The sequence below is a fragment of the Mangrovimicrobium sediminis genome, from assembly GCF_004745945.1.
In the GTDB taxonomy this organism is placed as follows: Bacteria; Pseudomonadota; Gammaproteobacteria; order Pseudomonadales; family Halieaceae; genus Mangrovimicrobium; species Mangrovimicrobium sediminis.
This window is the reverse complement of record NZ_SRLE01000001.1, coordinates 79,744-103,394: the sequence shown is the minus strand read 5'-3', so window position 1 is coordinate 103,394 and position 23,651 is coordinate 79,744. Positions and strand designations below refer to the sequence as shown.

Genomic DNA, 23,651 nt, shown 5'->3' with positions numbered 1-23,651 from the left:
GGACTTACCGGCGACCGGCCCGACGCAGGGCGGCGGGAGTGAAGTCCTCGAACGAACCCTGGTAGTCGAAGTTGTACTGGTAGCCCTTTTCCTCGTTGTCCAGGCCGGTCAGCAGGTAGCGGCCGGAGTTAAGGTCGTAGAGGGTTTCCACTGCGGTCCAGGGTACCGAGACCTGATAGTGCATCATCTCGTGGTTGTCGCGTACCCGCCACAGTTCGCCGCGACCGTCGTAGATGTCCGCCGCCGCGATCTGCCAGGTGTCCTCGTCAATATAGAAGGTGCGACGCGCGTAGATGTGGCGGGCACCTTCCTTGAGCGTGGCGTCCACCACCCACACACGGTGCAGTTCGAAACGCGTGTAGTCCGGGTTCATGTGCCCCGGCTGGATGATGTCCGAGTACTTCAGGCCGCCGTCGCGCAGGCGGTAGCTGTTGTAGGGAATGTAAATCTCGCGCTTGCCCTTGAGCTCCCAGTTGTAGCGGTCCGGCGAGCCGTTGTACATGTCGAGATCGTCGGAGGTGCGCAGGCCGTCCGCCGCGGTGCCGGGGCCGTCGTAGGCGATATTCGGGGCGCGGCGCACGCGGCGCTGGCCGGCGTTGTAGATCCAGGCCGAGCGCGGTTCGACAACCTGGTTGATGTTCTCGTGCACCAGCAGCACGTCGCCCTCCAGGCGTGCCGGGGCCAGGATGCGCTGGATGAACACGAACAGGCGGTTGGGGTAGGGGTTATCCGGCACACGGGCGGCGTAGATGCTGGGTTCCTCGAACAGCACCGGTGCGAAGGCGCCGTTGGTCTGCACCGGAATCTGCGTGTAGCGGCGGCTCAGGCCCACGTTCGGTGTGCGGAAGCGCGCGATGTGGTTCCAGATCACCTCGACCCCCGACGCGGGGATGGGGAAGGGCACCGAGGCGCTGTAGTTGATCATGCCGTTACCGCCCTCGGCCAGTTCTACCTCGGTGGCCTGCTGCTTGATGGCGGCGTACTCCGCATCCGTCAGCCGGGCGCTGCGGTGGGTCGGGTAGACCGGCATACGGTAGGTGTCGGGGTAGCGCTTGAGCAGTGCGATCTGGCCCACCGTCAGGTGGTCCTCGTGCTCCTGGTAGTTGGCGGCGCTGATGTTGAACAGGGGTTTCTCATCGGCGTACGGGTCGACCAGTCGCTCGCCGGGCGTGTAGCCGGCGGGCAGTTCCGACAGCCCGCCGGTCCAGGCGGGGATGGTGCCGGCGGCGTTGCCGGCGCGCTCGGCGCCGACAGGGGTCAGTTCGTCGCCACCCAGGCGCGCGGCCTGTTCCGGGGTTATCTTGGCCTGTGCTGCACAGCTCAGGCAGAGCAGGGTAGCGGTGATCAGCTTGCGTGCGGTGTTCTGCATGACTTTCTCCAAAAAGCGGAAATGGCGCCTCAGAAGGCGACCGAGAAACTCAGGGACAGGAAATCACGATCTTCCTGTTCGTTATAATCTGCACCGAAGTAGGTCGTGTACGACAACTCGGCGCGGTAAGTGTTCAGGTAGTCGCCGCGCAGCGCCAGGCTCAGTGCCTTGCGACCGTCGATGAAATTGGGCGACGGCGAGGTGCCGCTGACGTCGTGGCCCCAGGCGAGGCTCGGGGTCAGGTTGATGCCGGCGATTGCACTCGGGTACTCGAGGCTGGCGCGCACGCGGTAGCCCCAGGAGAAGTCGTCGGTGAAGCCGTCGTCGGTACAGTAGTCGCCGTTGCTGTTCGGCTTGAGTCCTGCCACTGCCTCCAGGAACGGGTGGGAATTGCACGACACCGGCACGTTGAACAGGGTGCTCTGGAATTCCTCGAAGTCACCGATACCGTAGGCCGAGGAGCGGCCGTAGTTGATGTCGTCGTCCATGCCGCCGATCCAGGTGCCCGCCGCCTCGGCGGCGAAGCTCAGGCGCGAAGCCCCCAGCACCTGCTCGAAGAACTTGATGAAGGTCATCTGGAACTGGGTGTACTCGACCTCATCGTAGCCGTGCACCACTGCGCCCGCTCCTGCCTCGGTCGCGCGTGGCGTGACCCGCGACCACTCGCCCCAGGAGCCCAGGGCCAGCGATTGCAACAGGTCGACGGTGTTGATCTGCAGCGGGAATTCCGGCCGGTAGCTCAACTCGCCGGAGACCGCCCATTCGCCGATGTTGGTCGCGAAGGTAAGGCCGTAGAGTTCGATGTCTTCGGGGTACTCGAAGAAGTAATAGGGGTTGGAGCCGAGCAGGAACGGCACGCCGTAGTTTTCGCTCGGGTTGATGCCGCTGAAGATCGGCGTGCGGTTGTGCAGGTTGGTGTAGTACAGCCCGAATTCCGTCGAGTTCAGCGAATCGACGAAGTAGCGCATGGCCACACCCCACTGGCCGCTATCCGAGGCCTCCTGGTCCGGCGCGCGCGGGATGACGTAGCCGGTCTCGAACTGCTCGCGGTCGGATACGCCCGCGGTGGCGGTCAGGTAGTCGCAGCCGCCACCGTAGGGGTCGGTGGAGCTCCAGTAGGTGCCGCACTCATCGATGATGGTGCGCTGCCACTCGTACTGGTAGAAGGCTTCCAGGCTGAGGTCGTAGGTGAGGCCGACGTTGGCGTAGACCATGCCCACCGGCAGCAGGGCTTCCTTGATCTCAGAACCCGGCTGGCGCAGGGCGGTGACGTCAAAGGGGTTGATGGTGTTGACGCCGTTCTGGATGAACGTGCTCTCACCCCAGGACAGCACCATGTTGCCGCCGCGCACTTCCACCGGCAGGCTGCCCAGGTCGAAGTTGGCGTAGGCGTAGTAGTCGAGGAACTCGAAGCCTTTTTCCTTGGCCAGGTCCTCGAAGTCGCCGGTCTCCAGCGTCTGGTTGGGGACGTAATCGTTGGCGGCACTGCCGTGGGCCAGTTTGTCATCATCCAGCGCGTAGTCGTACCAGTATTTGAAGCGGGTGAAGAAGCCGTAGTTGCCGGCGTTCAGGTCGAGGTCGTGCACGCCCTTGAACAGCAGCGAGTACATGTCGCCCTTTTCGTAGTTGAGGTTGCCGTCATCGGCAGTGCTTGAGGCGGCGCCGCCCTTGCCAGCGGTATTGCCCGGCGTGACTACATCGCTATCCGGGTCCTCGAGTCGCCAACTGGCGCCTACGGTCAGGGTGGAGGTAAAGGTGCCCTCGAAGGGCCCCATCTCGAAACTCAGCGCAGCTGCCTGGCTGGCGAAACCTGCCAGCGCCAGGCCGGCGGCCAGTGGACACAGCTTGGGAACGGGTCTTCTCACGGTGATAGCCTCCAACACGGTCTCTACGGGGGGAGCCGCGATTTTTATACTTGGTGCGAAGTATGGCAGCAGATTGCCGGATCGTCGACGTACCGCTGTCACGATGTGTGCATAGTAAACATTAAGCGGGTGAATAATACCAGACGCCGCCGGGGAATGGTGGTCCGGTACTAATTTGGCTACACTGGGTGCAGCTTTATTTCACCGCGAGGGGGCAGTGAGTCAGTGAACCCGAATTACCTGGATTTCGAGCAACCGATCGCCGAGCTGGAAGTAAAAATCGAGGAATTACAGCTGGTCAGCTCGGATAACGAGCTCAATATCAGCGAGGAAATCCAGACCCTGCGGCACAAGAGTGCCAAGCTCACCGAAAAGATTTTCGCCAATCTCAGCGCCTGGGATATCGTCAAGGTGGCGCGCCACCCGCTGCGCCCGTACTCCCTCGACTACATCCCGCGCATCTTCACCGAGTTCGACGAACTGCACGGCGACCGTCGCTTCGGTGACGACAAGGCCATCGTTGGCGGTGTGGCGCGCCTGGATGGCCGCCCGGTCATGGTCATCGGCCAGGAGAAGGGCCGCGCGGTGAAGGACAAGGTCTACCGCAATTTCGGCATGCCCAAGCCCGAGGGTTACCGCAAGGCGCTGCGCCTGATGGAACTGGCCGAGCGCTACAAGATGCCGGTGGTCACCCTGATCGACACCCCCGGAGCCTACCCGGGTATCGATTCCGAGGAGCGCGGTATCAGCGAATCCATTGCGCAGAACCTCGCGGTAATGTCGCGCCTGGCCACCCCCCTGGTGTGTATTGTGATCGGCGAGGGCAGCTCCGGCGGCGCCCTGGGTATCGGGGTCGGCGACCACCTGGCCATGCTGCAGTACTCCACCTACTTTGTTATCTCCCCCGAAGGTTGTGCCAACATCATCTGGAAGGATTCCGTGCACGCGCCGGAAGCCGCCGAGGCGATGGGTGTGACGTCCTCGGTACTCGAGGAGCTCGGTATTGTCGATGCCACCATCCCCGAGCCGCTGGGCGGTGCCCATCGCGACGTCGACCTGATGGCGCAACGCCTGCGCGAGCACCTGGTAGACCAGATCGACCGGCTGGCGCGCCTCCCCCTGGAAGATCTGCTCAGCCAGCGTTACGAGCGGATTCTCTCCTTCGGCAACAACTGACGCCGGGCCGCGCCGGTCCCGTGTCCGCGACGCTGGACCTCGCACAACTCGATAGCCAGTTGCGCGGCCTGCGCGACGCCCCGCACTGGCTGGTCGCCTTCAGCGGCGGCCTCGACTCCACTGTCCTGCTGCATCTTCTGCATCGCTGGTGCGCCGAGCACACGGCACCGCCGCTGGCGGCATTGCACGTCAACCACGCATTGCAAGCGGAGGCCGACGACTGGGCCGCCCACTGCCTCGCGCGTTGCGAGCAGCTCGGGGTACCCTGCCGGACTGTACAGGTTGCGGTGACGCCCGCGGGGCAGGGCATCGAGGCCGCCGCCCGCGAGGCGCGCTACGCGGCGCTGGCCGCAGCACTGGAACCCGGCGCCATTGTATTTACCGCCCATCATCTGGACGACCAGGTCGAGACCCTGTTCCTGCGCCTGCTGCGCGGCGCCGGCCTGGCCGGTCTCGCCGCCATGGCACCGAAGCGCCCGTTGGGGCAGGGTTGGCTGGTGCGGCCGCTGCTCGAGCTGCCGCGTGTGGCGCTGGAGTCCTACGCCGCGGCGCACGCTCTGGACTGGATAGACGACCCGAGCAACGGCGATCCGCAACTGGATCGCAACTACCTGCGACACGAGGTCCTGCCGCGCATCGAGGCGCGCTGGCCCGCCTACCGCCAGACCGTGGGCCGCGCCAGTGCACACCTGGCGGAGGCAGAGCGTGCGCTCGCCGCGTCCGATAGCGTGTTGCCCACCTGCTACAGCGTCATGGGTGATCCCGGCGTCGACCTGCAGGCTCTGCTGGCCGGCGATGTTGGTGCCGCCGCGCGCCGGCTGCGCCACTGGCTGCGCGGGCAGGGCCTGCCGCTGCCGGACCAGGCGCCGCTGCGGGAATTCATCGGCCAGCTGCGCTCGGCACGCGCGGACGCGGCGCCGCTATTGCGGGCCGGCAGTTATCGCCTGCAGCGTTACCGCGAGGGCGTCTACCGGTTGCCACAAGCCCCGCAGCCACAGGACTCGCTCCCGCTCACGCCCGGGCAGTCGTTGGAAGTGCCAGGGTTCGGCCGCCTCGGCCTGCAGCCGTCCGCCTCCTGCGGGATCGCTCTGGGAGACCGGGAGGCGCTGGAGCTGCACTGGCGCCGCGGCGGCGAATCCTGTCGCCCGGCGCACGGGCCCGGGGCGGGTAGCCTGAAGGACTGGATGCGCCAGGCGCAGGTGCCACCCTGGTGGCGCGAGCGGCTGCCGCTGCTGGCCCTGGGCGGGGAAATTCTCGCGGTGGGCGGGCTGGGCGCCTGCCGCAGTTCGCGCTGGCGGGAGGTTCCCGCGGCAGGCGAGTCCCTGTGGCAGTTGCAATGGGAGCCCGCCGCTGAGTGCAGTGTGGATTGAGCAGGCAGGGGGTTTCTGGTAGTCTGGCGTCCCATCTTTTTGCAGGACTTCCACGGCGAACAGCTGGGCGTTGCGGAGTGCTTGCGTATTCCCGAATACACGTGTTTTAAAGGCATTTCATGACGCGTTACGTCTTTGTTACCGGTGGGGTTGTGTCGTCCTTGGGCAAGGGTATCGCGGCCGCTTCGCTGGCTGCAGTACTCGAGGCCCGCGGCCTCAAGGTCACCCTCCTCAAGCTGGATCCCTATATCAACGTCGATCCGGGCACTATGAGTCCCTTCCAGCACGGCGAGGTGTTCGTCACCGAAGACGGTGCGGAAACCGACCTCGACCTGGGTCACTACGAGCGTTTCACTCGCACCACCATGAAGCGCTCCAATAACTTCACTACCGGCCGCGTGTACAACGCGGTGCTGCGCAAGGAGCGCCGCGGCGACTACCTCGGCGGCACGGTGCAGGTGATTCCCCATGTCACCGACGAGATCAAGCGGCGCATTGTCCTCGGCGCCGGCGACGCGGATGTCGCCGTGGTCGAGATCGGCGGTACGGTGGGCGACATCGAGGGCCTGCCGTTCCTCGAGGCCGCGCGCCAGTTGCGGGTGGAAGTCGGCCCGCGCAATGCCCTGCTCATGCACCTGACGCTGGTGCCTTTTATTCCCACCGCCGGCGAGATCAAGACCAAGCCCACCCAGCACTCGGTCAAGGAGCTGCGTGCGCTGGGCCTGCAGCCGGACGTCCTGCTGTGCCGCTGCTCGGTGGAGATCGACGAGGGCGCGCGCAAGAAGATTTCGCTGTTCACCAACGTCGAGGAGCGCGCGGTCATTCCGCTGATCGACGCGGATTCCATCTACCGCATCCCGGGCATCCTCAACAGCTTCGGCCTCGACGACTTCGTGGTCGAGCGCTTCGGCCTGGAGTGCCCGCCCGCCGACCTCGCCGAGTGGGACGAGGTGATCGAGCGCGAATTCACCGAGACCGCGGGCGAAGTGCGGGTGGCCATGGTCGGCAAGTACATGGACCTGCTGGACGCCTACAAGTCGCTCAACGAGGCGCTCGCCCACGCCGGCCTGCAGACGCTGACCAAAGTGCGGGTGGACTACATCGACGCCGAGGACATCGAGCGCGATGGCACCGCGGTACTCGAGCGGGCGGATGCCATCCTCGTGCCCGGCGGCTTCGGCGACCGCGGTATCGAGGGCAAGATCACCGCGGTGCGCTATGCCCGCGAGAACAACATCCCGTTCCTCGGCATCTGCCTCGGCATGCACGTGGCGCTGGTGGAGATTGCCCGCGACGTGTGCGGCCTGGAAGGCGCCCACTCCACGGAGATGGACGCGAGCACCCCGCACCCCATCGTCGGCCTGATCACCGAGTGGATGAATGCCGACGGCAGCACCGAGCAACGCGACGAGAGTTCCGATCTCGGCGGCACCATGCGCCTGGGTGCGCAACCGTGCCACCTGGAAGAGGGCAGCAAGGTGCGCGAGATCTACGGTAAGGATGTGGTCGAAGAGCGCCACCGCCACCGCTACGAGATCAACAACAACTACTTGGACCAGCTGCGCGCCGCCGGCGTGCGCTTTGCCGGCTGGTCCGCGGACCACTCGCTGGTGGAGATGATCGAACTGGTCGATCACCCCTGGTTCGTGGCCTGCCAGTTCCACCCGGAATTCACCTCGCGCCCGCGCGGCGGTCACCCGCTGTTCTCCAGCTATATCCGGGCGGCGATCGAGCACGCCGCGAGTTCGTGAGGCGCAACCCAGCTCCCTTTTTGCAGAGGAAAGGCCGTGTCCGACCAGACCGTTAGCTGCGCGGGTATCCGCATCGACAACCGCGCCCCCTTCGTGCTGCTGGGTGGCGTCAACGTACTGGAGAACCGCGATTTCACCCTGCGCGTGGCAGAGCACTACGCGCAGGTGTGCCGCGAGCTGGACATCCCGCTGGTGTTCAAGGGCTCTTACGACAAGGCCAATCGCTCGTCGATCCACTCCTTCCGCGGGCCGCGACTGGAGGAGGGGCTGTCCATCCTCGCCGCGGTGAAATCGGAGCTGGGCCTGCCGGTGATCACCGACGTACACACGCCCGAGGAGGCGGCGCCGGCGGCGGAAGTCTGCGACATCATCCAGCTGCCCGCCTTCCTCGCCCGGCAGACCGACCTGGTCGCCGCGATGGCGGCCACCGGCGCGGTGATCAACGTCAAGAAGCCGCAGTTCCTGAGTCCCTCGCAGATGGCCAACGTGGTTGAGAAGTTCGCCGAGTGCGGCAACTCGCGTATCCTGCTGTGCGAACGCGGCAGCAACTTCGGCTACGACAACCTGGTGGTGGACATGCTCGGTTTCGGCGTGATGAAAAAGACCTGCGGCGATGCGCCGCTGATCTTCGACGTCACCCACGCCCTGCAGTGCCGGGACCCGGGCGGTGCCGCGTCCGGCGGGCGTCGCAGCCAGGTCGCTGAACTCGCCCGCGCCGGCATGGCGGTGGGGCTGGCCGGCCTGTTCCTGGAGTCCCACCCGGACCCGGACAAAGCGCTGTGCGACGGTCCCAGCGCGCTGCCGCTGGCGCAACTCAAGCCTTTTCTCGCCCAGGTCAAGGCGGTGGACGAGCTGGTCAAGTCCCTGCCCGAACTGAATATCGAATAGAACGCATTCACGGAGTTAGCCCTATGAGCAAGATTGCAAACGTGCAGGCCTTCGAGGTCATGGATTCGCGCGGCAACCCCACGGTCATGGCCGAGGTCACCCTCGACAGCGGCCACGTCGGCGCCGCCTGCGCCCCGTCCGGCGCCTCTACCGGCTCCCGTGAAGCGCTCGAGCTGCGCGATGGCGACAAGTCCCGCTACCTGGGCAAGGGCGTGCTGCAGGCGGTGGGCAACGTCAACGGGCCGATCCGCGACCTGACCCTGGGTCTCGATGCCGCTGACCAGCGCGCCCTGGACAAGGCGATGATCGACGCCGACGGCACCGACAACAAAGCGAAGTTCGGCGCCAACGCCATCCTCGCGGTCTCCCTGGCCGCCGCCAAGGCCGCCGCTGCCTCCAAGGGCCTGCCGCTGTACCGTCACATCGCCGAACTCAACGGCAGCGACACCTTCAGCATGCCGGTGCCGATGATGAACATCCTCAATGGTGGCGAGCACGCGGACAACAACGTGGACATCCAGGAATTCATGGTGCAACCGGTGGCCGCGCCGAGCTTCGCCGAGGCGCTGCGCGCCGGCGCCGAAATCTTCCACAACCTGAAGAAAGTGCTCGCCGCGCGTGGACTGAACACCGCGGTGGGCGACGAGGGCGGCTTCGCCCCCAACCTGCCGTCCAACGAGGCGGCCCTGGAAGCCATCGCCGAGGCGGTGGACAAGGCCGGCTACAAGCTGGGCAGCGACATCACGCTGGCGCTGGACTGCGCCGCGTCTGAATTCTACAAGGACGGTGTCTACGACCTGGCGGGCGAGGGCAAGAAGTTCTCCAGCGCCGAGTTCACCGACTACCTGGCCGCCCTGGCCGACCACCACCCGATCATCTCCATCGAGGACGGCCTCGACGAGTCCGACTGGGACGGCTGGAAACTGCTCACCGACAAAATCGGCGACAAGGTACAACTCGTGGGCGACGACCTGTTCGTCACCAACACGAAAATCCTCAAGGAAGGCATCGACAAGGGCATCGCCAACTCGATCCTGATCAAGTTCAACCAGATCGGCAGCCTGTCGGAAACCCTCGACGCCATCGCCATGGCCAAGGCCGCGGGCTACACCGCGGTAATCTCGCACCGCTCCGGCGAAACCGAGGACGCCACCATTGCCGACCTGGCCGTGGCTACCGCCGCGGGGCAGATCAAGACCGGTTCCCTGTGCCGCTCCGACCGCGTGGCCAAGTACAACCGCCTGCTGCGTATCGAGGCGGAACTCGGCGCCAGCGCGCCGTACCGCGGCCTCGCGGAGTTCCGCCGCTAGCGGTCCGATGGCGTGCGCTGGATGCTGGCGATACTGGTCGCCCTGTTGCTGCTCCTGCAGTACCGGCTGTGGTTCGCTGACGGCAGTCTCGCCGAGGTGCACCGCCTGCGCGCGCAGGTCGAGGAGTTCGACCGCGTGAACGAGGAATTGCGCACCCGCAATGCGGTGCTGGAGCGCGAGGTGCTGGACCTGCAAAGCGGCAACCAGGGCGTGGAACAGCGCGCCCGGGAACAGCTCAACCTGGTGCGTGACGGCGAGGTGTTTTACCAGGTCGAGGAAGACGCCAGCCCTGCGCCCGGAGAGCAGCCGTGAGTGGTCGCTGTCACGCGGTAGTGCCCGCCGCGGGTGTGGGTACCCGCATGGGCAGCGACATTCCCAAGCAGTACCTGCGCTTCGACGGTGTCACCCTGCTCGAGCATTCGGTCAATGCGCTGCTGCGCGACCCGCGCATTGAGAGCGTCACCGTTGCGGTCAGCGAGAACGACACCCACGCGGACACGCTGCCCCTGTTTGCCGACCCCCGTGTGCAGCGCGTCACCGGCGGTGCGCAGCGCGCCGATTCCGTACTGGCCGGCCTGCGCGCCGTGCCCGGCGACCCGGACGACTGGGTGCTGGTGCATGACGCGGCGCGACCCGGCCTGCCCGAGGCCGACCTGGCGCGGCTGATTGACCAGGTGCTGGCCTCCCAGGTCGGCGGCATACTCGCCGAGGCCATCGTCGATACCGTCAAGTATGTCGGCGACAGCGGCCTGGTGGAGCACACCCTGGATCGCTCGCGCCTGTGGTGCGCACAGACGCCGCAGATGTTTCGCCTTGGCGAACTCGGCGCGGCCCTCGAGGGCGCACTGGCGCAGGGCCTGCCGGTGACCGACGAGGCCTCGGCGATGGAACACGCCGGCCTGCCGGTGCAACTGGTGCCCGGGTCGCCCGCCAACTTCAAGGTGACGGCGCCGGACGACCTGGCGCTGGCCGCCTGGTACCTGGCCTGGAAAGAGGAGCAGCAGTGACCCTGCGCATCGGTCACGGCTACGACGTGCACCGCTTTGCCGAGGGCGACGCCGTCGTCCTCGGCGGTGTGCGCATTCCCCACAGCCGCGGCCTGGCCGCCCACTCCGATGGCGACGTGCTGGTGCACGCCCTGTGCGATGCGTTGCTGGGTGCCATCGCCGCCGGCGACATCGGCCGGCACTTCCCCGATACCGACCCGGCCAACGCCGGCATCGATAGCCGCGTACTGCTGCGCCGTGTCTATCAACTGGTGGTCGACGCCGGGTACACCGTACACAACATCGATTCCACCCTGATCGCGCAGGCACCGAAGCTCGCCCCGCACATCGATGCCATGCGCGCGCATCTCGCCGCCGACCTGCAGGTGGGCGTGGGCTGCGTCGGTATCAAGGCCACCACCACCGAAGGCCTGGGGTTCGCCGGCCGGGAGGAGGGCATCGCCGCTCACGCGGTGGTCCTGCTCGGCGCACCAGCGTGAACGGTGGCTGTCCCACCGCCACCGGAGCACCGGTGGCCAGCGCGCTGATGCGCGTCCAGCCGGAGGATTTCCTGGTCGAGGAGCAACTCGGTTTTATCCCCGAGGGAAGTGGCGAGCACGCCTTCCTGCACCTCGAAAAGCGCGAACTGACCACGCCGGAACTCGCCGAGCGCCTGTCGACGCTGGCCGGCGTACACCCGCGGGAAATCGGCTACAGCGGCATGAAGGACCGCAATGCCGTGACGAGGCAGTGGTTCAGCGTGGGGCTCGCCGGTCGTCCGGCGCCGGACTGGTCGGCGCTTGAGGCTGGCGGCGAGGTGCGCGTCCTCGAAGCCACCTGGCACCGCCGCAAGCTCAAGCGCGGCGTGCATCGCGGCAATCGTTTCACCCTGCGCCTGCGCGAGCTGGAGGCGGATTCCGCGGCGCTGCTTGCGCGGCTCGAGTTGATCGCCCGGCAGGGCGTGCCCAATTATTTTGGCGAGCAGCGCTTCGGGCGCGACGACGCCACCCTGGCCCAGGCGCAGCGCTGGATGCGCGAGGGCGGGCGCAGGATCTCGCGCAACCGGCGCAGCATCTATCTCTCCGCCCTGCGCTCGTCGCTGTTCAACCACTTGCTCGGGCAGCGCGTCGCCGACGGTGACTGGGACCGCGTGCGCCCCGGCGATGTCTGCATGCTTGCCGGTACCCACAGCCTGTTCCAGTGCGCGCAGGTGGATGCCGACATCGAGGCGCGCTGCGCCCGTGCCGACCTGCACCCGGCATTGCCGCTGTGGGGCCGGGGTAGCGACAGGCTGGCTGCGGCCGCCGCCCCGGCGCGCGCGGCCCTGGCCGAACAGTCCGAGACCTGCGAGTTTCTGGAGCGCATGGGGCTGGAGCTGGCTTGGCGGGCGACGCGCCTGCTCGCTGATGACTTTTGCTGGCAGTTTTGTGATGATGGCAGCCTGCTACTGACCTTCGGATTGGGTGCCGGCGGCTACGCCACGGCCCTGCTTGCGGAGTTCATGCAGATTGCCGACCGGGGGCGGCAGGCAGGGGAGACAATGGGGCAGCACAGTGGTTCGCGGAGTGAATAGCGTAGACCTCAACGGTATCGGCATGACGTCGCAGCGCACGCGCGAGCGGCTCATCCAGCGCCTCGTCGACGAGGGCATTCGCGACCAGCGCGTGCTCGATGTGATGCGCACCACGCCGCGCCACCTGTTCCTCGACGAGGCCATGGCGCACCGCGCCTACGAGGACGTCGCCCTGCCCATCGGTTACCAGCAGACCCTCTCACAACCTTATATCGTCGCGCGCATGACCGAACTTCTGCTGGAGCGCGGCGTACCGCAGCGCGTGCTGGAAATCGGTACCGGGTCCGGCTACCAGACCGCGGTGCTGGCCCAGTTGGTGCCCGAGATCTACAGCGTGGAGCGCATCAAGCCACTGCTGCAGCGCGCGCGCCAGCGCCTGCGCCAGCTCAAGTTGCGCAACGTGCAGGTCTCGCATGCGGACGGCGCCCTCGGCTGGCCGGAGCGCGGGCCCTTCGACGGCATACTCGCGGCGGCGGCGCCCCAGCGGATTCCCGAGGCATTGCTCGAGCAACTCGCGCCCGGTGGCCGGCTGGTGATCCCGGTGGGCGAGGAGACCCAGTTCCTGCACGTGGTCGACCGCAGCGCCGAGGGCTTCGAGACCACCGTGGTCGAGCCCGTTCGTTTCGTACCACTGCGTCCCGGCACGGTGCGCTGAGCCCTTGGACAAGCTCGGAATCTACCTGCGCGGCCTGTTGATGGGCGCGGCGGATATCGTCCCCGGGGTGTCCGGCGGCACCATCGCCTTTATCACGGGCATCTACGACACGCTGCTGGGCAGCATCCGCGCCTTCGACCTGGAGTGCCTGCGCCTGCTGTTGCGCCTGGATATCCGCGGCGCCTGGGCACACGTCAACGGTACCTTCCTGCTCTGCCTGCTGGCCGGTATCGCCACCAGCGTGGTGAGCCTGGCGCGTTTGATCGCCTGGCTGCTCGAGCACCACCCGGTACCGCTGTGGGCGTTCTTCTTTGGCCTGATCCTCGCCTCGGCCCTGGTGCTGCTGCGCCAGGTGCGCGGCTGGACTGCGACCCGGGCCGCCTGCCTGCTGGTCGGGGTCGCCACGGCCACGGCGATCGCGCTGGCGCCGGCACTGAACCTGCACTTCGGCCTGCCCGGGGTGTTCATCGCCGGCTTCCTCGCCATCTGCGCGATGATTCTTCCCGGGATATCCGGCAGTTTCATCCTGGTGTTGCTGGGCATGTACGGCACGATCATCGGCGCGCTCAAGGGCCTGGACCTGGCGGTGATCGCGGTGTTCGCCGTCGGCGCCGCTGCCGGACTGCTGTGTTTCTCGCGGCTGCTGTACTGGCTGATGCACCGCTTTCACGAACCCACCATGGCGATGCTCACCGGCTTCCTGTTCGGTTCGCTGCTGGTGGTCTGGCCCTGGAAGCAGGTGTTGGTCTGGACCACCGGCAGCGACGGTCACCCGCGTCCGGCCCAGCAGGTCCCGGTGCTGCCCGGCGAATTTCACACGCTCACCGGCCAGGACCCGCTGGTGCCGCTGTGCGTGGTCCTGGCGCTGGGCGGCCTGGCGCTGGTGTGGTTGATCGACCACCGCTGGGGTGGTGCCACGAGGGAAGCCCGCACGGGCTGAATCCAGCGACGATGCGCACGCAGGCGAACCCGAGGTGTGACATCAGATTCCTGGCCGGCTGCCTTGTCACGGCATTGCTGGTGGCCTGCGGCGGCAATGTGCGCGCCCCGGTGGAGGATCGCAATGCGGCCCGCGCGCCGCAGCCAGCCCCTGTACAAACCCTCAGCACCCAGCCCGGGTACACTGTGCAGCGCGGGGATACGCTGTACTCCATCGCCTTTCGCTACGGCCTCGACTACCGCCGGCTGGCGGCCGCTAACAAGATCCCGCTGCCGTACACCATCTACCCCGGGCAGCGCCTGGTGCTGCTCGAGCGCGACCAGCCTGCGCCCAGCCCGGCGCCGTCGCGTCCCACCACCGTGGCCAAACCGGCAGCGCAGCCCGCGGCAAAAGTCCCCACGCCAGCGGCCAAAAAAGCTCCGGCCCCCCCACCGGCGGTCACTAAAGCGTCATCGACGCCTGCTAAAACTGGCTCATCGGTGGACCTCGGCCCGGTGCGCAGCTGGCGCTGGCCTTCTGACGGGCAGGTTATCCGGCACTATTCGGCGACCGTGCACAAGGGTATCGATATCGGCGGTGCCCGCGGCGACCCGGTGATTGCCGTCGCGGCGGGACAGGTGGTGTACGCCGGTACCGGGATTGTCGGCCTCGGCGAACTGCTGATCATCAAGCATAACGAGCAGTATCTCAGCGCCTATGGCCACAACGAACGCCTGCTGGTTGGCGAGGGCGACAGTGTCAGCGCCGGCCAGAAGATCGCGGAGAAGGGCAGTAGCGGCACGGATTCGGTGCGCCTGCACTTCGAGATTCGTCGGGAGGGCAAGCCGATCGACCCTCTCGGGGTTCTGCCCCGGCGTTGACGTCGCGGCAAAAGGCGGTGCGGCACATCTCGTCCCGGAGTGTAAAGTTAGCTAGTGCAATTGTTTGCACGGTTGCTTGTGTTTGCTCCGATGGTTGAGTTAGCCTGTCCTGCCCGGTGTTTGGGGGACGGCTTGCAGACTTTGCCAGCAACAGGTTTCGGGGGGGCGCCATGGAACTGGAAAACACCGCAGTAGAGAAACGGAGTTCTCGCAAGATGCAGCAGCTCAAGGGGGCCGGCGTGAAAGCCGAGAGGGGTGTCATCGAACTCGATGGCGACGACGACAGCGCGCAAGAGGCGATGCTTGACTCGCAGGATAATGACGCGGACGACAGCAGTCTCGAGGACGAGATGTTCGACGAGGCCAAGGCGCGCACCGCCAGCCGGGTCGAAAAGTCCCTGGACGTCACCCAACTCTACCTCAACGAGATCGGCTACTCGCCGCTGCTGACACCCGACGAGGAAAAACACTACGCCCGTCTGGCCCGCAAGGGCGACGAAGAAGGGCGCAAGCGCATGATCGAAAGCAACCTGCGCCTGGTAGTCAAAATCTCCCGTCGTTACATCAACCGCGGCCTGACCCTGCTCGACCTGATCGAAGAGGGCAACCTTGGTTTGATTCGCGCCGTGGAGAAATTCGACCCGGAGCGCGGCTTCCGCTTCTCGACCTATGCGACCTGGTGGATTCGCCAGACCATCGAGCGGGCGATCATGAACCAGACCCGCACCATCCGCCTGCCGATCCACGTGGTCAAGGAACTCAACGTCTACCTGCGCGCGGCGCGCGAACTCACCCAGAAGCTCGACCACGAACCCACCGCGGAAGAAATCGCCGAGATGCTCGACAAACCGGCGGACGACGTCAAACGCCTGCTCGGCCTCAACGAACGCGTCACCTCGGTGGATACACCGGTCGGTCCGGATTCCGACAAGTCGGTGGTCGATACCATTGCCGACCTGCAGGAGAGCGACCCGTCCCAGCTGCTGCAGGAATCGGACATCAAGGAAAACATCGCCTGCTGGCTGGACGAGCTGACCGAAAAGCAGCGCGAGGTCGTCGTGCGTCGCTTCGGCCTGCGCGGTCACGAGAGCAGCACGCTGGAGGAAGTCGGCCGCGAGATCGGCCTTACCCGCGAGCGTGTGCGCCAGATCCAGGTGGAGGCGCTCAAGCGCCTGCGCGGCATCATGGAACACCACGGTCTCACCGGCGAATCCCTGTTCGGCTGACCCACCGCTGCTACTGGTAAAGGCGCGCTGGTCGCGCCTTTTTTTGTTTTAATGGCCGTGACTTTTCAGCTGGCCCGGGGAGGGCATGCAATTGGAGAACACGGCCACAGGTGCACGACCGCTGGATGGCATACGCGTCATCGAACTGGGCCAGTTGCTGGCTGGCCCCTTCACCGGCACCATCCTGGCCTATTTCGGCGCCGAGGTGATCAAGGTCGAACCGCCCGGCGGCGACCCCATCCGCGGCTGGCGCATCCTGCGCGACGGCACCTCCCTGTGGTACCGCAGTCTCGGCCGCAACAAGAAAAGCGTAACCCTGGACCTGAAAACCGAGCGCGGCCGCGAACTGGTGCGCGCCCTGTTGCGCGATGCGGACGTGCTGGTGGAGAACTTCCGTCCCGGACTTATGGAGAGCTGGGGGCTGGGACCTGACACCATCAAGGCGGACAACCCCGGCCTCGTGTATGCGCGCATTTCCGGCTACGGCCAGACCGGTCCCTACGCTGACAAACCCGGCTATGCCTCGGTCACCGAAGGTTATGCGGGCTTTCGTTATATCAACGGCGAGCCGGGCCAGGCGCCGGTGCGCACCAATATTTCCATGGGCGATACCCTCGCCGCGATTCACACAGCGCTGGGTATTGCGCTGGCCCTGTTGCAGCGCCAGCGCGCCGGTGGTGAGGGCCAGGTGGTCGATGTCGCCCTGTATGAATCCATCTTCAACCTGATGGAGGCCATCGTGCCCGAGTACGACGGCGCCGGTGTCGTGCGTGAACCCTCGGGCACCACCGTCACCGGCATCGTGCCCACCAACACCTACCTGTGCGACGACGGCAAGTACGTGGTGATCGGCGGCAACGGCGATTCCATCTTCAAACGCCTGATGACCGCCGCCGGCCGTTCGGACATGGCCGCGGACCCGGCCCTGGCGGACAACGCCGGCCGTGTGCGCCACGACGGGGCCATCGACGCGGCGCTGGCGGACTGGTGCGCGGCGCACGCCTCCAGTTACATCATCGCCACCCTGGAGGAGGCGCGGGTACCGGTAGGTCCGATCAACAGCATCGCCGACATCATGGCCGACGAGCATTTCATCGCGCGGGGCATGTTCGAGAACGTCACCATCGACGGCGAACCCCTGAAGATTCCCGCCATTGCGCCGCGCCTGATGACAACGCCCGGGCGCACGGACTGGCCTGGCGGTGCTGTCGGCAGCCATAACACCGAGATACTGCAGGGTTTGCTGGGTTTATCCGACGAGGCGCTGCAGGCACTGCGCGCCGAGGGCGTCATCGCCTGAGTGCGGTGGCTCAGCCGGCCATACTGCGGCCGGAGCCGGGTTCGTTCGACAGCGACATCAACGAGTCGATCAACTGTTCCCCCTGCACCATGAGAATGATGCGGTAGAGGATGCCCGCCGGAGAGCCGTGCAACAGCGCCTCGCTGACCATGTTGTCGGTGTCTACCGCCTCGGCGGCGCGCAGCAGCTTGCGGAAGGTCTTGATGTAGTTGTCCGAGTGGCGCTCGCGCAGTTCGGTGCCGAAGAAAATCTCGTGCATTTTTGCCTGGTCCTGGCGGTTGCTCACCGCCAGGGCGATCATCTTGCGGATAAACCAGGCCGAGTCGCTGGAGGCGCCCAGGGTCTGTTCTGCGGTCAGTGCGTCCGTGTCTTCGTCCTCGGTGCCGATGAGGGCCTGCAGCGACATGTAGTGGAACGCGGCGATGGAGCCCAACTGGTCCTGCACCAGGGTCTGCAGCTTGAAGAACGAGTCCCGCTGCGCGTGCATTTCCTGGCGGCGGGCGCTTTGCTCCTGCAGGAAGATCGCGCGCGTGTTGGCGACAATCTCCTTCTGTTGCATGAAGTGGCCGATGACCAGCCACAGGAACGCCAGCGGGGCGAAGGCGCCCTCCAGGAAGCTGCCAATGTCCGCGGTGGGCAGGTGGATGAACTGGCTGAGCCCGACGATGCTGGCCAGGTAGAGGAATCCGCCGGTAATCCACACGAAGGAAACCGCGAAGCCGAGGGCGATCCGCCAGTCGAGGCCGAAGAAGGTGGTGGGTTTTTCCGGTTCCATCAGGAGCTTAGCCAGTGCACAACATTAACAGCAGGGACTATAAAAGAGCGCAGGGCGATGTGCCAGCACAGGGTGATCAAACCAGATCCTGCGGGGTGTCCACGTCGCGCAGGATGCCCGGGTCCGGCAGCGCCAGGGTGATTACCTGTGCGCCGTGCTGCCGCAACAGTTCGCGCGCGCCGCGCTCGCCATCCAGTTGGCGCAGGCTCGCAAACCAGTCGCGGCCAAAGCCGACCGGGTGACCGGGGGTGCCGCTCCAAGTCGGGCGGCAGATGCTCGCCGCGTCGGTCGCGGCAGCGACCCGGACGAAGGTGTCCGGATGTACGTCGGGCATGTCCCCCAGTGCGACCAGTGCGGCCTGCCAGTCATCCACCGTGGCAATCCCCTGCGCCAGCGTGGCGCCCATACCGCGGGCGGCGTTGTCACACCACACCACCTGTGCACCGAGTTCGGTCAGGGCTTCGGCCAGTGCTTCGTCGTCCGGGCGCAGGCAGACCCGCAGCGGCAGCCCGCTGGCCAGGGCATTCTGGGCGCTCGCCACCAGCAGTTGCCTGCCGTCGGCCAGTGTTGCGCGGCGCTTGTCGGCGCCGAAGCGCCGGGAGAAACCGGCGGCGAGCATAAGGATGCCGCGTTCGGACATGGTGCCTGCCTCGCGGGTTCAGAAATAAAAAAGCCCCGCAGTGCGGGGCTTGTTCAGGCGGCCGCTGTCAGCGCTTGAGCAGCGAGAGCTTGCCCGGCTTGCCGGCCCACTCTTCGGCGTCCGGCATGGCGTCTTTCATCTCGGTGATGTTCGGCCAGATCTCGGCCAGCTCTGCATTCAGTTCGAGGAATACCTGCTGGTCCTCGGGCAGTTCGTCCTCGGAGAAGATGGCGTCCACCGGGCACTCGGGCTCGCACAGGGCGCAGTCGATGCACTCGTCCGGGTGGATAACGAGGAAGTTCGGCCCCTCGTAGAAACAGTCGACCGGGCAGACTTCCACACAGTCGGTGTGCTTACAGTTGATACAATCTTCGCCTACAACAAACGTCATGCTATTCGTGCCTCACGGGATTCCTGGTTCGTGCCTTGCCCCGGCGCCGCCCGGCCCGGCTCAGGGGGCGCTAGTTTAACTGCAAGGCCGCCGGATGAGAAGGGCGGCAGGGTGTGTGCTAGAGCAGGTCGCGCAGGCGGTACAGGGTATCCAGCGCCTGCCGCGGACTCAGGCCATCCACGTCCAGCGCTTCCAGTGCCGCGGCCACCGGGTGTGGCGCGGGCGCGGCGAACAGGTCCACCTGTGGCGACGACGCCGCAGCCCCCGCGCCCGGCGCCTGGCTGTTCTCCCCGGCGGTCTCCAGTTCGTGCAGTTTGGCGGCCGCGGCAGCCAGCACCGGCGGTGGTATGCCCGCCAGCTTCGCCACCTGCAGGCCGAAACTGCGGTTCGCCGGGCCCTCCTGGATGTGGTGCAGGAAGACCACGTGGTCCTCGTGCTCGGTGGCATCCAGGTGTACGTTGGCCAGGCTCGGGCAGATCTCCGGCAGCGCGGTCAGCTCGAAATAGTGGGTGGCGAAAAGTGTGAAGGCGCGCACCTCGCGCGCCAGTTCCACCGCCGCGGCCCAGGCCAGGCTGAGGCCGTCGAAGGTGCTGGTGCCGCGGCCCACCTCGTCCATCAGCACCAGTGAGCGCGGCGTCGCGTTGTGCAGGATGTTCGCGGTCTCGGTCATCTCCACCATGAAGGTGGAGCGGCCAGAGGCGAGGTCGTCTGAGGAGCCGATGCGGGTAAAGATGCGGTCCAGTGGCGCCAGGCGCGCGGCGGCGGCGGGCACGAAGCTGCCGATGTGGGCGAGCAGCGCGATCACCGCGTTCTGCCGCATGTAGGTGGATTTACCGCCCATATTGGGTCCGGTGATCAGCAGCATGCGGCGGCTGTCGTCGAGCAGCGTGTCGTTGGCGATAAACGGTTCGTCCAGTACCTGCTCCACCACCAGGTGGCGGCCCTCGCTGACCTCGAACACCTGCTCTTCGACAAACTGCGGCCGGCACAGGCGCAGGCTGTCGGCGCGCTCGGCGAGGCAGGCGAGGACGTCGATCTCGGCGACCGCGGCGGCGGTGTCCTGCAGTGCGGCGAGGTCCTCGTTGAGGCGCTCCAGCAGGTCGTCGTAGAGGGCTTTTTCCCGGGCCAGGGCGCGGCTCTTGCTGGAAAGTGCCTTGTCTTCGAAGGTCTTCAATTCTGGGGTGATGAAGCGCTCGGCGTTTTTCAGGGTCTGCCGGCGAATGTACTGGGCCGGTGCGCGCTCGGCCTGGGCGCGGCCGATCTCGATGTAGTAGCCGTGCACGCGGTTGTAGCCGACCTTGAGCGAGGACAGCCCGGTCGCCTCTTTCTCCCGCCGCTCGATGTCCAGCAGGTATTCCGCCGCGCCGCTGCTGATGGCGCGCAACTCGTCCAGTTCGGCGTCATAGCCCTCGGCAATCACGCCGCCGTCGCGAATCACCACCGGCGGGTTTTCGATGATCGCGCTATCCAGCAGCGCGACCAGGGCGGGGTAGTCGGCGGCCTGTCCATCCAGTTCGCGCAGCAGGTGCGAGTCCAGTGTGGGCAGCGCCTCGCGCAGTTGCGGCAGCGCCGCCAGCGAGGATTGCAGCCGGCTGAGGTCCCGCGGCCGCGCCGAGCGCAGGGCGACGCGGGCGAGGATGCGCTCCATATCGCCGATCGGCTTGAGCGCCTCGCGCACGCCCTCGTAACCATAGCTGGCACACAGTGCGCCGACCGCTTCCTGGCGTGCCTCGAGCACCGGTATCCGCGTGAGCGGCCGGTGCAGCCAGCGCCGCAGCAGGCGGCCGCCCATGGCGGTGACCGTCTCGTCGAGCACCGCGTACAGGGTGTTCTCCTCACCGCCGGCGAGGTTGGTGTCGATCTCCAGGTTGCGGCGGGTGGCGGCGTCGAGGATCACACTGTCCTCGCGGCGCTCGTGACTGAGCCCGCGGATGTGGGGCAGGGCGCTGCGCTGGGTGTCCTTCACATATTGCAGCAGGCAACCGGCGGCGCCCAGGGCGAGGTCCAGTTGCTCGCAGCCGAAGCCGGCGAGGTCGTGGGTCTGGAACTGGGTGTTCAGGGCGCGCCGTGCGCTGGCCGTGTCGAACTCCCACTCCGGCTGGCCGCGGGCACCGCGGCGGCTACGGACGACGGTGTGGCCGATGCTCTCCCGGTAGAGGGTTTCGGCCGGGGCCAGGCGTTGCAGTTCGCCGGCGAGGGCTTCCTCCCCATCGACTTCCTGCACGCGGAAGCGACCGCTGGCGAGGTCCAGGTAGGCCAGGCCAAAGCGTTCGCCGTGCTGGTTGACCGCCATCAGCAGGCTCTCGCTGCGCTCATCGAGCAGCGCCTCGTCGGACAGGGTGCCGGGGGTGACCACCCGTACCACCTTGCGCTCTACCGGCCCCTTGCTGGCGGCCGGGTCGCCGATCTGCTCGGCGATCGCTACCGACACGCCGGCACGCACCAGTCGTGCCAGGTAGCCCTCCGCCGCGTGGAAGGGCACGCCGGCCATGGGAATGGGCTCGCCGTTGGACTTGCCGCGTGCGGTGAGGGTGATGTCCAGCAACTGTGCGGCGCGTTTGGCGTCGTCGTAGAACAGTTCGTAGAAATCGCCCATGCGGTAGAACACGAGATCGTGCGGGTGCTGGGCCTTGATGGCGAGGTACTGCACCATCATGGGCGTGTGGCCGGTGAGGTCTTCCTGGGCGGTTTTCTGGCTCAACGTCGGGTGGTTTGCGTCCGGATAGGAGGGGGCAACATTACCAGCTTTCCGCCGGGGGCTGTAGGGTAGCGCCCAGGTTTGTCGGTGGCGGTTGGCGCTGCTACGCTTCCCTGAACCGCGGCGTCGCGGTCTCCAGCATGCCCCCGGGGGGTTCGCCCATGTTTTGCAAGTCTTTTCGTGTATCGCCGGTCCTGTTCGCAGCGTTTTTGCTGGTCTCGATTCCCGCCCGGGCCGCCACGGTGGTCTTCGAGTTTTCCAGCACCTGCACCGACCTGCGCAATACCGATTGCGCGGCGTTCGGGCTGGCTGCCGGGGAAACCGTCAGCGGCGGCTTCCAGTTGGATGCTTCACTGGGCACGCCGGGCTCGATTCTGTTCCTGGACAAAGACGCCTACGAATTCCGCTTCACCTTCGGCGACCAGCAATTCAGCGAGGCTGATGCGACCAGCGCCCTTGGTATCAACATCGCACAGGACGGTGCCAGCTTCTCCTCCATTGTCGGCAATTTCCGCAACGCCAGTGGCGCCGAACTGACGCTGTTGACCGTGACCACGGTGAATATCGCACTCGGGGCGGCCGAGGCGGACACGTTTGGCGGCGGTGGTGCCTGGCTCCTGAGCGAGGACTCCGACCTGTTCACCTCGCCGGTTCCACTGCCGGCGGCGGCCTGGCTGTTCGCGCCGGCACTGGGCGCACTGTGGCTGGGCAATCGCCGCCGTCCTACAGCGGTCGGCAGCGCAGGGTGAATCCGAGCCGGCGGGTTTCGCCGGGTTCGACGATGGCGAAGTCCTCGCCCGCGTTGGCGGTTTCCACGCAGAGCATGCCCCGGTAGGCGTCGTCGGCAAAGTCCGACAGCCGCTGCGATTTCTCCACCCAGGGGTTCCACACCACCGCGCTATCGCTGCCCTCGCTGCTCAGGTGCAGCACCCGGCGCCAGCCGTGGTCGATGACGCGAATTGGGCCCCAGGCCCCGTGGTAGATGCGGTCGGTCTCGCCGTCGATGGCGAGTTCACCGTGCTGGCGACCGTGGTCCCAGTCCCGCGCGCAGTCGATGTAATTCAGGCGCTGCAGGCCGTCGACGCGCACGGTATCGATAGCGCTGACCGCGTAATAGCTGTGCAGGGCGCCGGAATAGTAGAAGGCGGTCGCAGCCTGGTTGCTTACCCGAAGTTCGATGCGCAGACGCGCACTTACTTCTATGTGCAGTTGCAGGAGCGCGCCCAGCGGCCATGCGGCGTCGTCGGTGGCGGCGACGGTGAGGCTGAGGTCGATCAGCGTGCGCTCGGGGTCCGGGCAGCTGACATCGTCCAGTCGCCAGTCCCGGTTGCGCGCGAAGCCGTGGGCGGGGGCGTCGGCGGCGCGCCACTGGCGGCGAATCGCGGCGGGATTGCGTTCAAGGTCGCCAAACCAGGGCCAGCAGACCGGCACACCCCCGCGCAGCGGCTTGCCGCGCTGGTAGGTGCACTGCGGGCTGAGCCAGATGGCCGGGTGTTCACCCTGGCGCTGGTAGTGGGCCAGTTGGGCGCCCTGCAGGAACACCAGTGCGCTCGCCGCCTGGTTCTCGACGCGCAGGGCCAGTAGCTGCCCGTGCTGTTCCAGCCTGACGCCAGGCAGTTTCTCGAAACGCTGGTACAGCGTGGCTCGCAGGGAATTGCTCATCGGGGTCCGGTTACCGCGGGATTGATCCCCCGACGTTAGCAGTTTTCAGCCCGGGCATGTAGGTCCGCCGGACCCGCGGTTCCCGCGCCCGCTTGATCCAATACGCATTTTTTTGCCTCTTCACGTATTTTCTACCGGTTTGCCTAAAGTTGGCCCCCGCTGACGCCGACAGACAGGGCGAGTTCACTTTTAGTCGGAAATTCCCGGAGGAGACCG

General features: G+C 66.4%; 22 protein-coding genes. 15 read left to right on the top strand and 7 right to left on the bottom strand.

Going from position 1 to position 23,651, the window contains the following annotated elements; translation table 11 throughout:
* Positions 1-4: 4 nt before the first annotated feature.
* Positions 5-1,369, bottom strand: a complete 1,365-nt coding sequence (locus E4634_RS00505; RefSeq protein ID WP_135440642.1) for a DUF1329 domain-containing protein — start codon at positions 1,367-1,369, stop codon at positions 5-7.
* 29 nt (positions 1,370-1,398) lie between these two features.
* Positions 1,399-3,234 (bottom strand): DUF1302 domain-containing protein, encoded by a 1,836-nt coding sequence (locus E4634_RS00500; protein WP_135440641.1) that lies wholly within the window; start codon positions 3,232-3,234, stop codon positions 1,399-1,401.
* A 225-nt stretch (positions 3,235-3,459) separates the two neighbouring features.
* Here E4634_RS00500 and E4634_RS00495 point away from each other — a divergent pair, with 225 nt between their 5' ends.
* The 14 genes from E4634_RS00495 to E4634_RS00430 all read left to right on the top strand — a co-directional run bounded on the left by E4634_RS00495 (position 3,460) and on the right by E4634_RS00430 (position 17,269).
* On the top strand, positions 3,460-4,410 hold the full coding sequence (locus E4634_RS00495) for an acetyl-CoA carboxylase carboxyltransferase subunit alpha (protein ID WP_135440640.1): 951 nt from the start codon (positions 3,460-3,462) through the stop codon (positions 4,408-4,410).
* A 20-nt stretch (positions 4,411-4,430) separates the two neighbouring features.
* Positions 4,431-5,780 (top strand): tRNA lysidine(34) synthetase TilS, encoded by a 1,350-nt coding sequence (gene tilS / locus E4634_RS00490; RefSeq protein ID WP_167854694.1) that lies wholly within the window; start codon positions 4,431-4,433, stop codon positions 5,778-5,780.
* A 119-nt stretch (positions 5,781-5,899) separates the two neighbouring features.
* On the top strand, positions 5,900-7,531 hold the full coding sequence (gene pyrG / locus E4634_RS00485; protein WP_135440638.1) for a CTP synthase: 1,632 nt from the start codon (positions 5,900-5,902) through the stop codon (positions 7,529-7,531).
* A gap of 36 nt (positions 7,532-7,567) precedes the next feature.
* Positions 7,568-8,419, top strand: coding sequence for a 3-deoxy-8-phosphooctulonate synthase (gene kdsA, locus E4634_RS00480; RefSeq protein ID WP_135440637.1), 852 nt, complete (start codon positions 7,568-7,570; stop codon positions 8,417-8,419).
* A 23-nt stretch (positions 8,420-8,442) separates the two neighbouring features.
* Entirely contained in the window at positions 8,443-9,729 is a 1,287-nt protein-coding gene (gene eno, locus E4634_RS00475; RefSeq protein ID WP_135440636.1) for a phosphopyruvate hydratase, read from the top strand.
* A gap of 21 nt (positions 9,730-9,750) precedes the next feature.
* Positions 9,751-10,041 carry a septum formation initiator family protein gene (locus E4634_RS00470; RefSeq protein ID WP_240725035.1) on the top strand — a complete coding sequence of 97 codons (291 nt, stop codon included), beginning with the start codon at positions 9,751-9,753 and terminating at the stop codon, positions 10,039-10,041.
* Positions 10,038-10,736, top strand: coding sequence for a 2-C-methyl-D-erythritol 4-phosphate cytidylyltransferase (gene ispD / locus E4634_RS00465; RefSeq protein WP_135440634.1), 699 nt, complete (start codon positions 10,038-10,040; stop codon positions 10,734-10,736). The genes E4634_RS00470 and ispD overlap by 4 nt, the downstream gene beginning before the upstream one ends.
* 2 nt (positions 10,737-10,738) lie before the next feature.
* Complete coding sequence (gene ispF, locus E4634_RS00460) at positions 10,739-11,215, top strand: 2-C-methyl-D-erythritol 2,4-cyclodiphosphate synthase (protein ID WP_135440845.1); 477 nt, start codon at positions 10,739-10,741, stop codon at positions 11,213-11,215.
* 32 nt (positions 11,216-11,247) lie between these two features.
* Entirely contained in the window at positions 11,248-12,288 is a 1,041-nt protein-coding gene (gene truD / locus E4634_RS00455) for a tRNA pseudouridine(13) synthase TruD (RefSeq protein WP_135440633.1), read from the top strand.
* Positions 12,289-12,310: 22 nt separating this feature from the next.
* Positions 12,311-12,943: a protein-L-isoaspartate(D-aspartate) O-methyltransferase gene (locus E4634_RS00450; protein ID WP_434783489.1), complete on the top strand. Its 633-nt coding sequence runs from the start codon at positions 12,311-12,313 to the stop codon at positions 12,941-12,943.
* Between the two features lie 4 nt (positions 12,944-12,947).
* The gene (locus tag E4634_RS00445) at positions 12,948-13,883 is read left to right on the top strand and encodes a DUF368 domain-containing protein (RefSeq protein ID WP_206046745.1); all 936 of its coding nucleotides are present in this window, start codon (positions 12,948-12,950) and stop codon (positions 13,881-13,883) included.
* A gap of 11 nt (positions 13,884-13,894) precedes the next feature.
* Positions 13,895-14,743: a peptidoglycan DD-metalloendopeptidase family protein gene (locus E4634_RS00440; protein ID WP_135440631.1), complete on the top strand. Its 849-nt coding sequence runs from the start codon at positions 13,895-13,897 to the stop codon at positions 14,741-14,743.
* A gap of 170 nt (positions 14,744-14,913) precedes the next feature.
* Positions 14,914-15,969, top strand: a complete 1,056-nt coding sequence (gene rpoS / locus E4634_RS00435) for an RNA polymerase sigma factor RpoS (protein ID WP_240725034.1) — start codon at positions 14,914-14,916, stop codon at positions 15,967-15,969.
* Between the two features lie 85 nt (positions 15,970-16,054).
* Positions 16,055-17,269, top strand: coding sequence for a CaiB/BaiF CoA transferase family protein (locus tag E4634_RS00430; protein ID WP_135440630.1), 1,215 nt, complete (start codon positions 16,055-16,057; stop codon positions 17,267-17,269).
* A 10-nt stretch (positions 17,270-17,279) separates the two neighbouring features.
* Here the strand turns inward: E4634_RS00430 and E4634_RS00425 are convergent, their stop codons facing one another.
* The 4 genes from E4634_RS00425 to mutS form a co-directional block, all read right to left on the bottom strand.
* Positions 17,280-18,044: a hypothetical protein gene (locus E4634_RS00425; protein WP_135440629.1), complete on the bottom strand. Its 765-nt coding sequence runs from the start codon at positions 18,042-18,044 to the stop codon at positions 17,280-17,282.
* Positions 18,045-18,120: 76 nt separating this feature from the next.
* Entirely contained in the window at positions 18,121-18,684 is a 564-nt protein-coding gene (locus E4634_RS00420) for a nucleotidyltransferase family protein (RefSeq protein ID WP_135440628.1), read from the bottom strand.
* Positions 18,685-18,751: 67 nt separating this feature from the next.
* Complete coding sequence (gene fdxA, locus E4634_RS00415) at positions 18,752-19,075, bottom strand: ferredoxin FdxA (protein ID WP_135440627.1); 324 nt, start codon at positions 19,073-19,075, stop codon at positions 18,752-18,754.
* A 118-nt stretch (positions 19,076-19,193) separates the two neighbouring features.
* Positions 19,194-21,731 carry a DNA mismatch repair protein MutS gene (gene mutS, locus E4634_RS00410; protein WP_135440842.1) on the bottom strand — a complete coding sequence of 846 codons (2,538 nt, stop codon included), beginning with the start codon at positions 21,729-21,731 and terminating at the stop codon, positions 19,194-19,196.
* A gap of 203 nt (positions 21,732-21,934) precedes the next feature.
* On the opposite strand from mutS, the gene E4634_RS00405 reads away from it, so the two are divergent.
* Positions 21,935-22,522, top strand: a complete 588-nt coding sequence (locus E4634_RS00405; protein ID WP_135440626.1) for a hypothetical protein — start codon at positions 21,935-21,937, stop codon at positions 22,520-22,522.
* Here E4634_RS00405 and E4634_RS00400 read toward each other — a convergent pair.
* Positions 22,497-23,435, bottom strand: coding sequence for a D-hexose-6-phosphate mutarotase (locus tag E4634_RS00400; protein WP_135440625.1), 939 nt, complete (start codon positions 23,433-23,435; stop codon positions 22,497-22,499). The genes E4634_RS00405 and E4634_RS00400 overlap by 26 nt on opposite strands.
* Positions 23,436-23,651 lie beyond the last annotated feature (216 nt).

Bases quoted from the DNA above. Each gene is read 5' to 3' on its own strand.
- E4634_RS00505 (WP_135440642.1), bottom strand. From the start codon at position 1,369: ATGCAGAACACCGCACGCAAGCTGATCACCGCTACCCTGCTCTGCCTG.
- pyrG (WP_135440638.1), top strand. From the start codon at position 5,900: ATGACGCGTTACGTCTTTGTTACCGGTGGGGTTGTGTCGTCCTTGGGC.
- eno (WP_135440636.1), top strand. From the start codon at position 8,443: ATGAGCAAGATTGCAAACGTGCAGGCCTTCGAGGTCATGGATTCGCGC.
- E4634_RS00470 (WP_240725035.1), top strand. From the start codon at position 9,751: ATGCTGGCGATACTGGTCGCCCTGTTGCTGCTCCTGCAGTACCGGCTG.
- E4634_RS00450 (WP_434783489.1), top strand. From the start codon at position 12,311: ATGACGTCGCAGCGCACGCGCGAGCGGCTCATCCAGCGCCTCGTCGAC.
- E4634_RS00440 (WP_135440631.1), top strand. From the start codon at position 13,895: ATGCGCACGCAGGCGAACCCGAGGTGTGACATCAGATTCCTGGCCGGC.
- rpoS (WP_240725034.1), top strand. From the start codon at position 14,914: ATGGAACTGGAAAACACCGCAGTAGAGAAACGGAGTTCTCGCAAGATG.
- E4634_RS00430 (WP_135440630.1), top strand. From the start codon at position 16,055: ATGCAATTGGAGAACACGGCCACAGGTGCACGACCGCTGGATGGCATA.
- E4634_RS00425 (WP_135440629.1), bottom strand. From the start codon at position 18,044: ATGGAACCGGAAAAACCCACCACCTTCTTCGGCCTCGACTGGCGGATC.
- E4634_RS00420 (WP_135440628.1), bottom strand. From the start codon at position 18,684: ATGTCCGAACGCGGCATCCTTATGCTCGCCGCCGGTTTCTCCCGGCGC.
- fdxA (WP_135440627.1), bottom strand. From the start codon at position 19,075: ATGACGTTTGTTGTAGGCGAAGATTGTATCAACTGTAAGCACACCGAC.
- mutS (WP_135440842.1), bottom strand. From the start codon at position 21,731: ATGATGGTGCAGTACCTCGCCATCAAGGCCCAGCACCCGCACGATCTC.
- E4634_RS00405 (WP_135440626.1), top strand. From the start codon at position 21,935: ATGTTTTGCAAGTCTTTTCGTGTATCGCCGGTCCTGTTCGCAGCGTTT.
- E4634_RS00400 (WP_135440625.1), bottom strand. From the start codon at position 23,435: ATGAGCAATTCCCTGCGAGCCACGCTGTACCAGCGTTTCGAGAAACTG.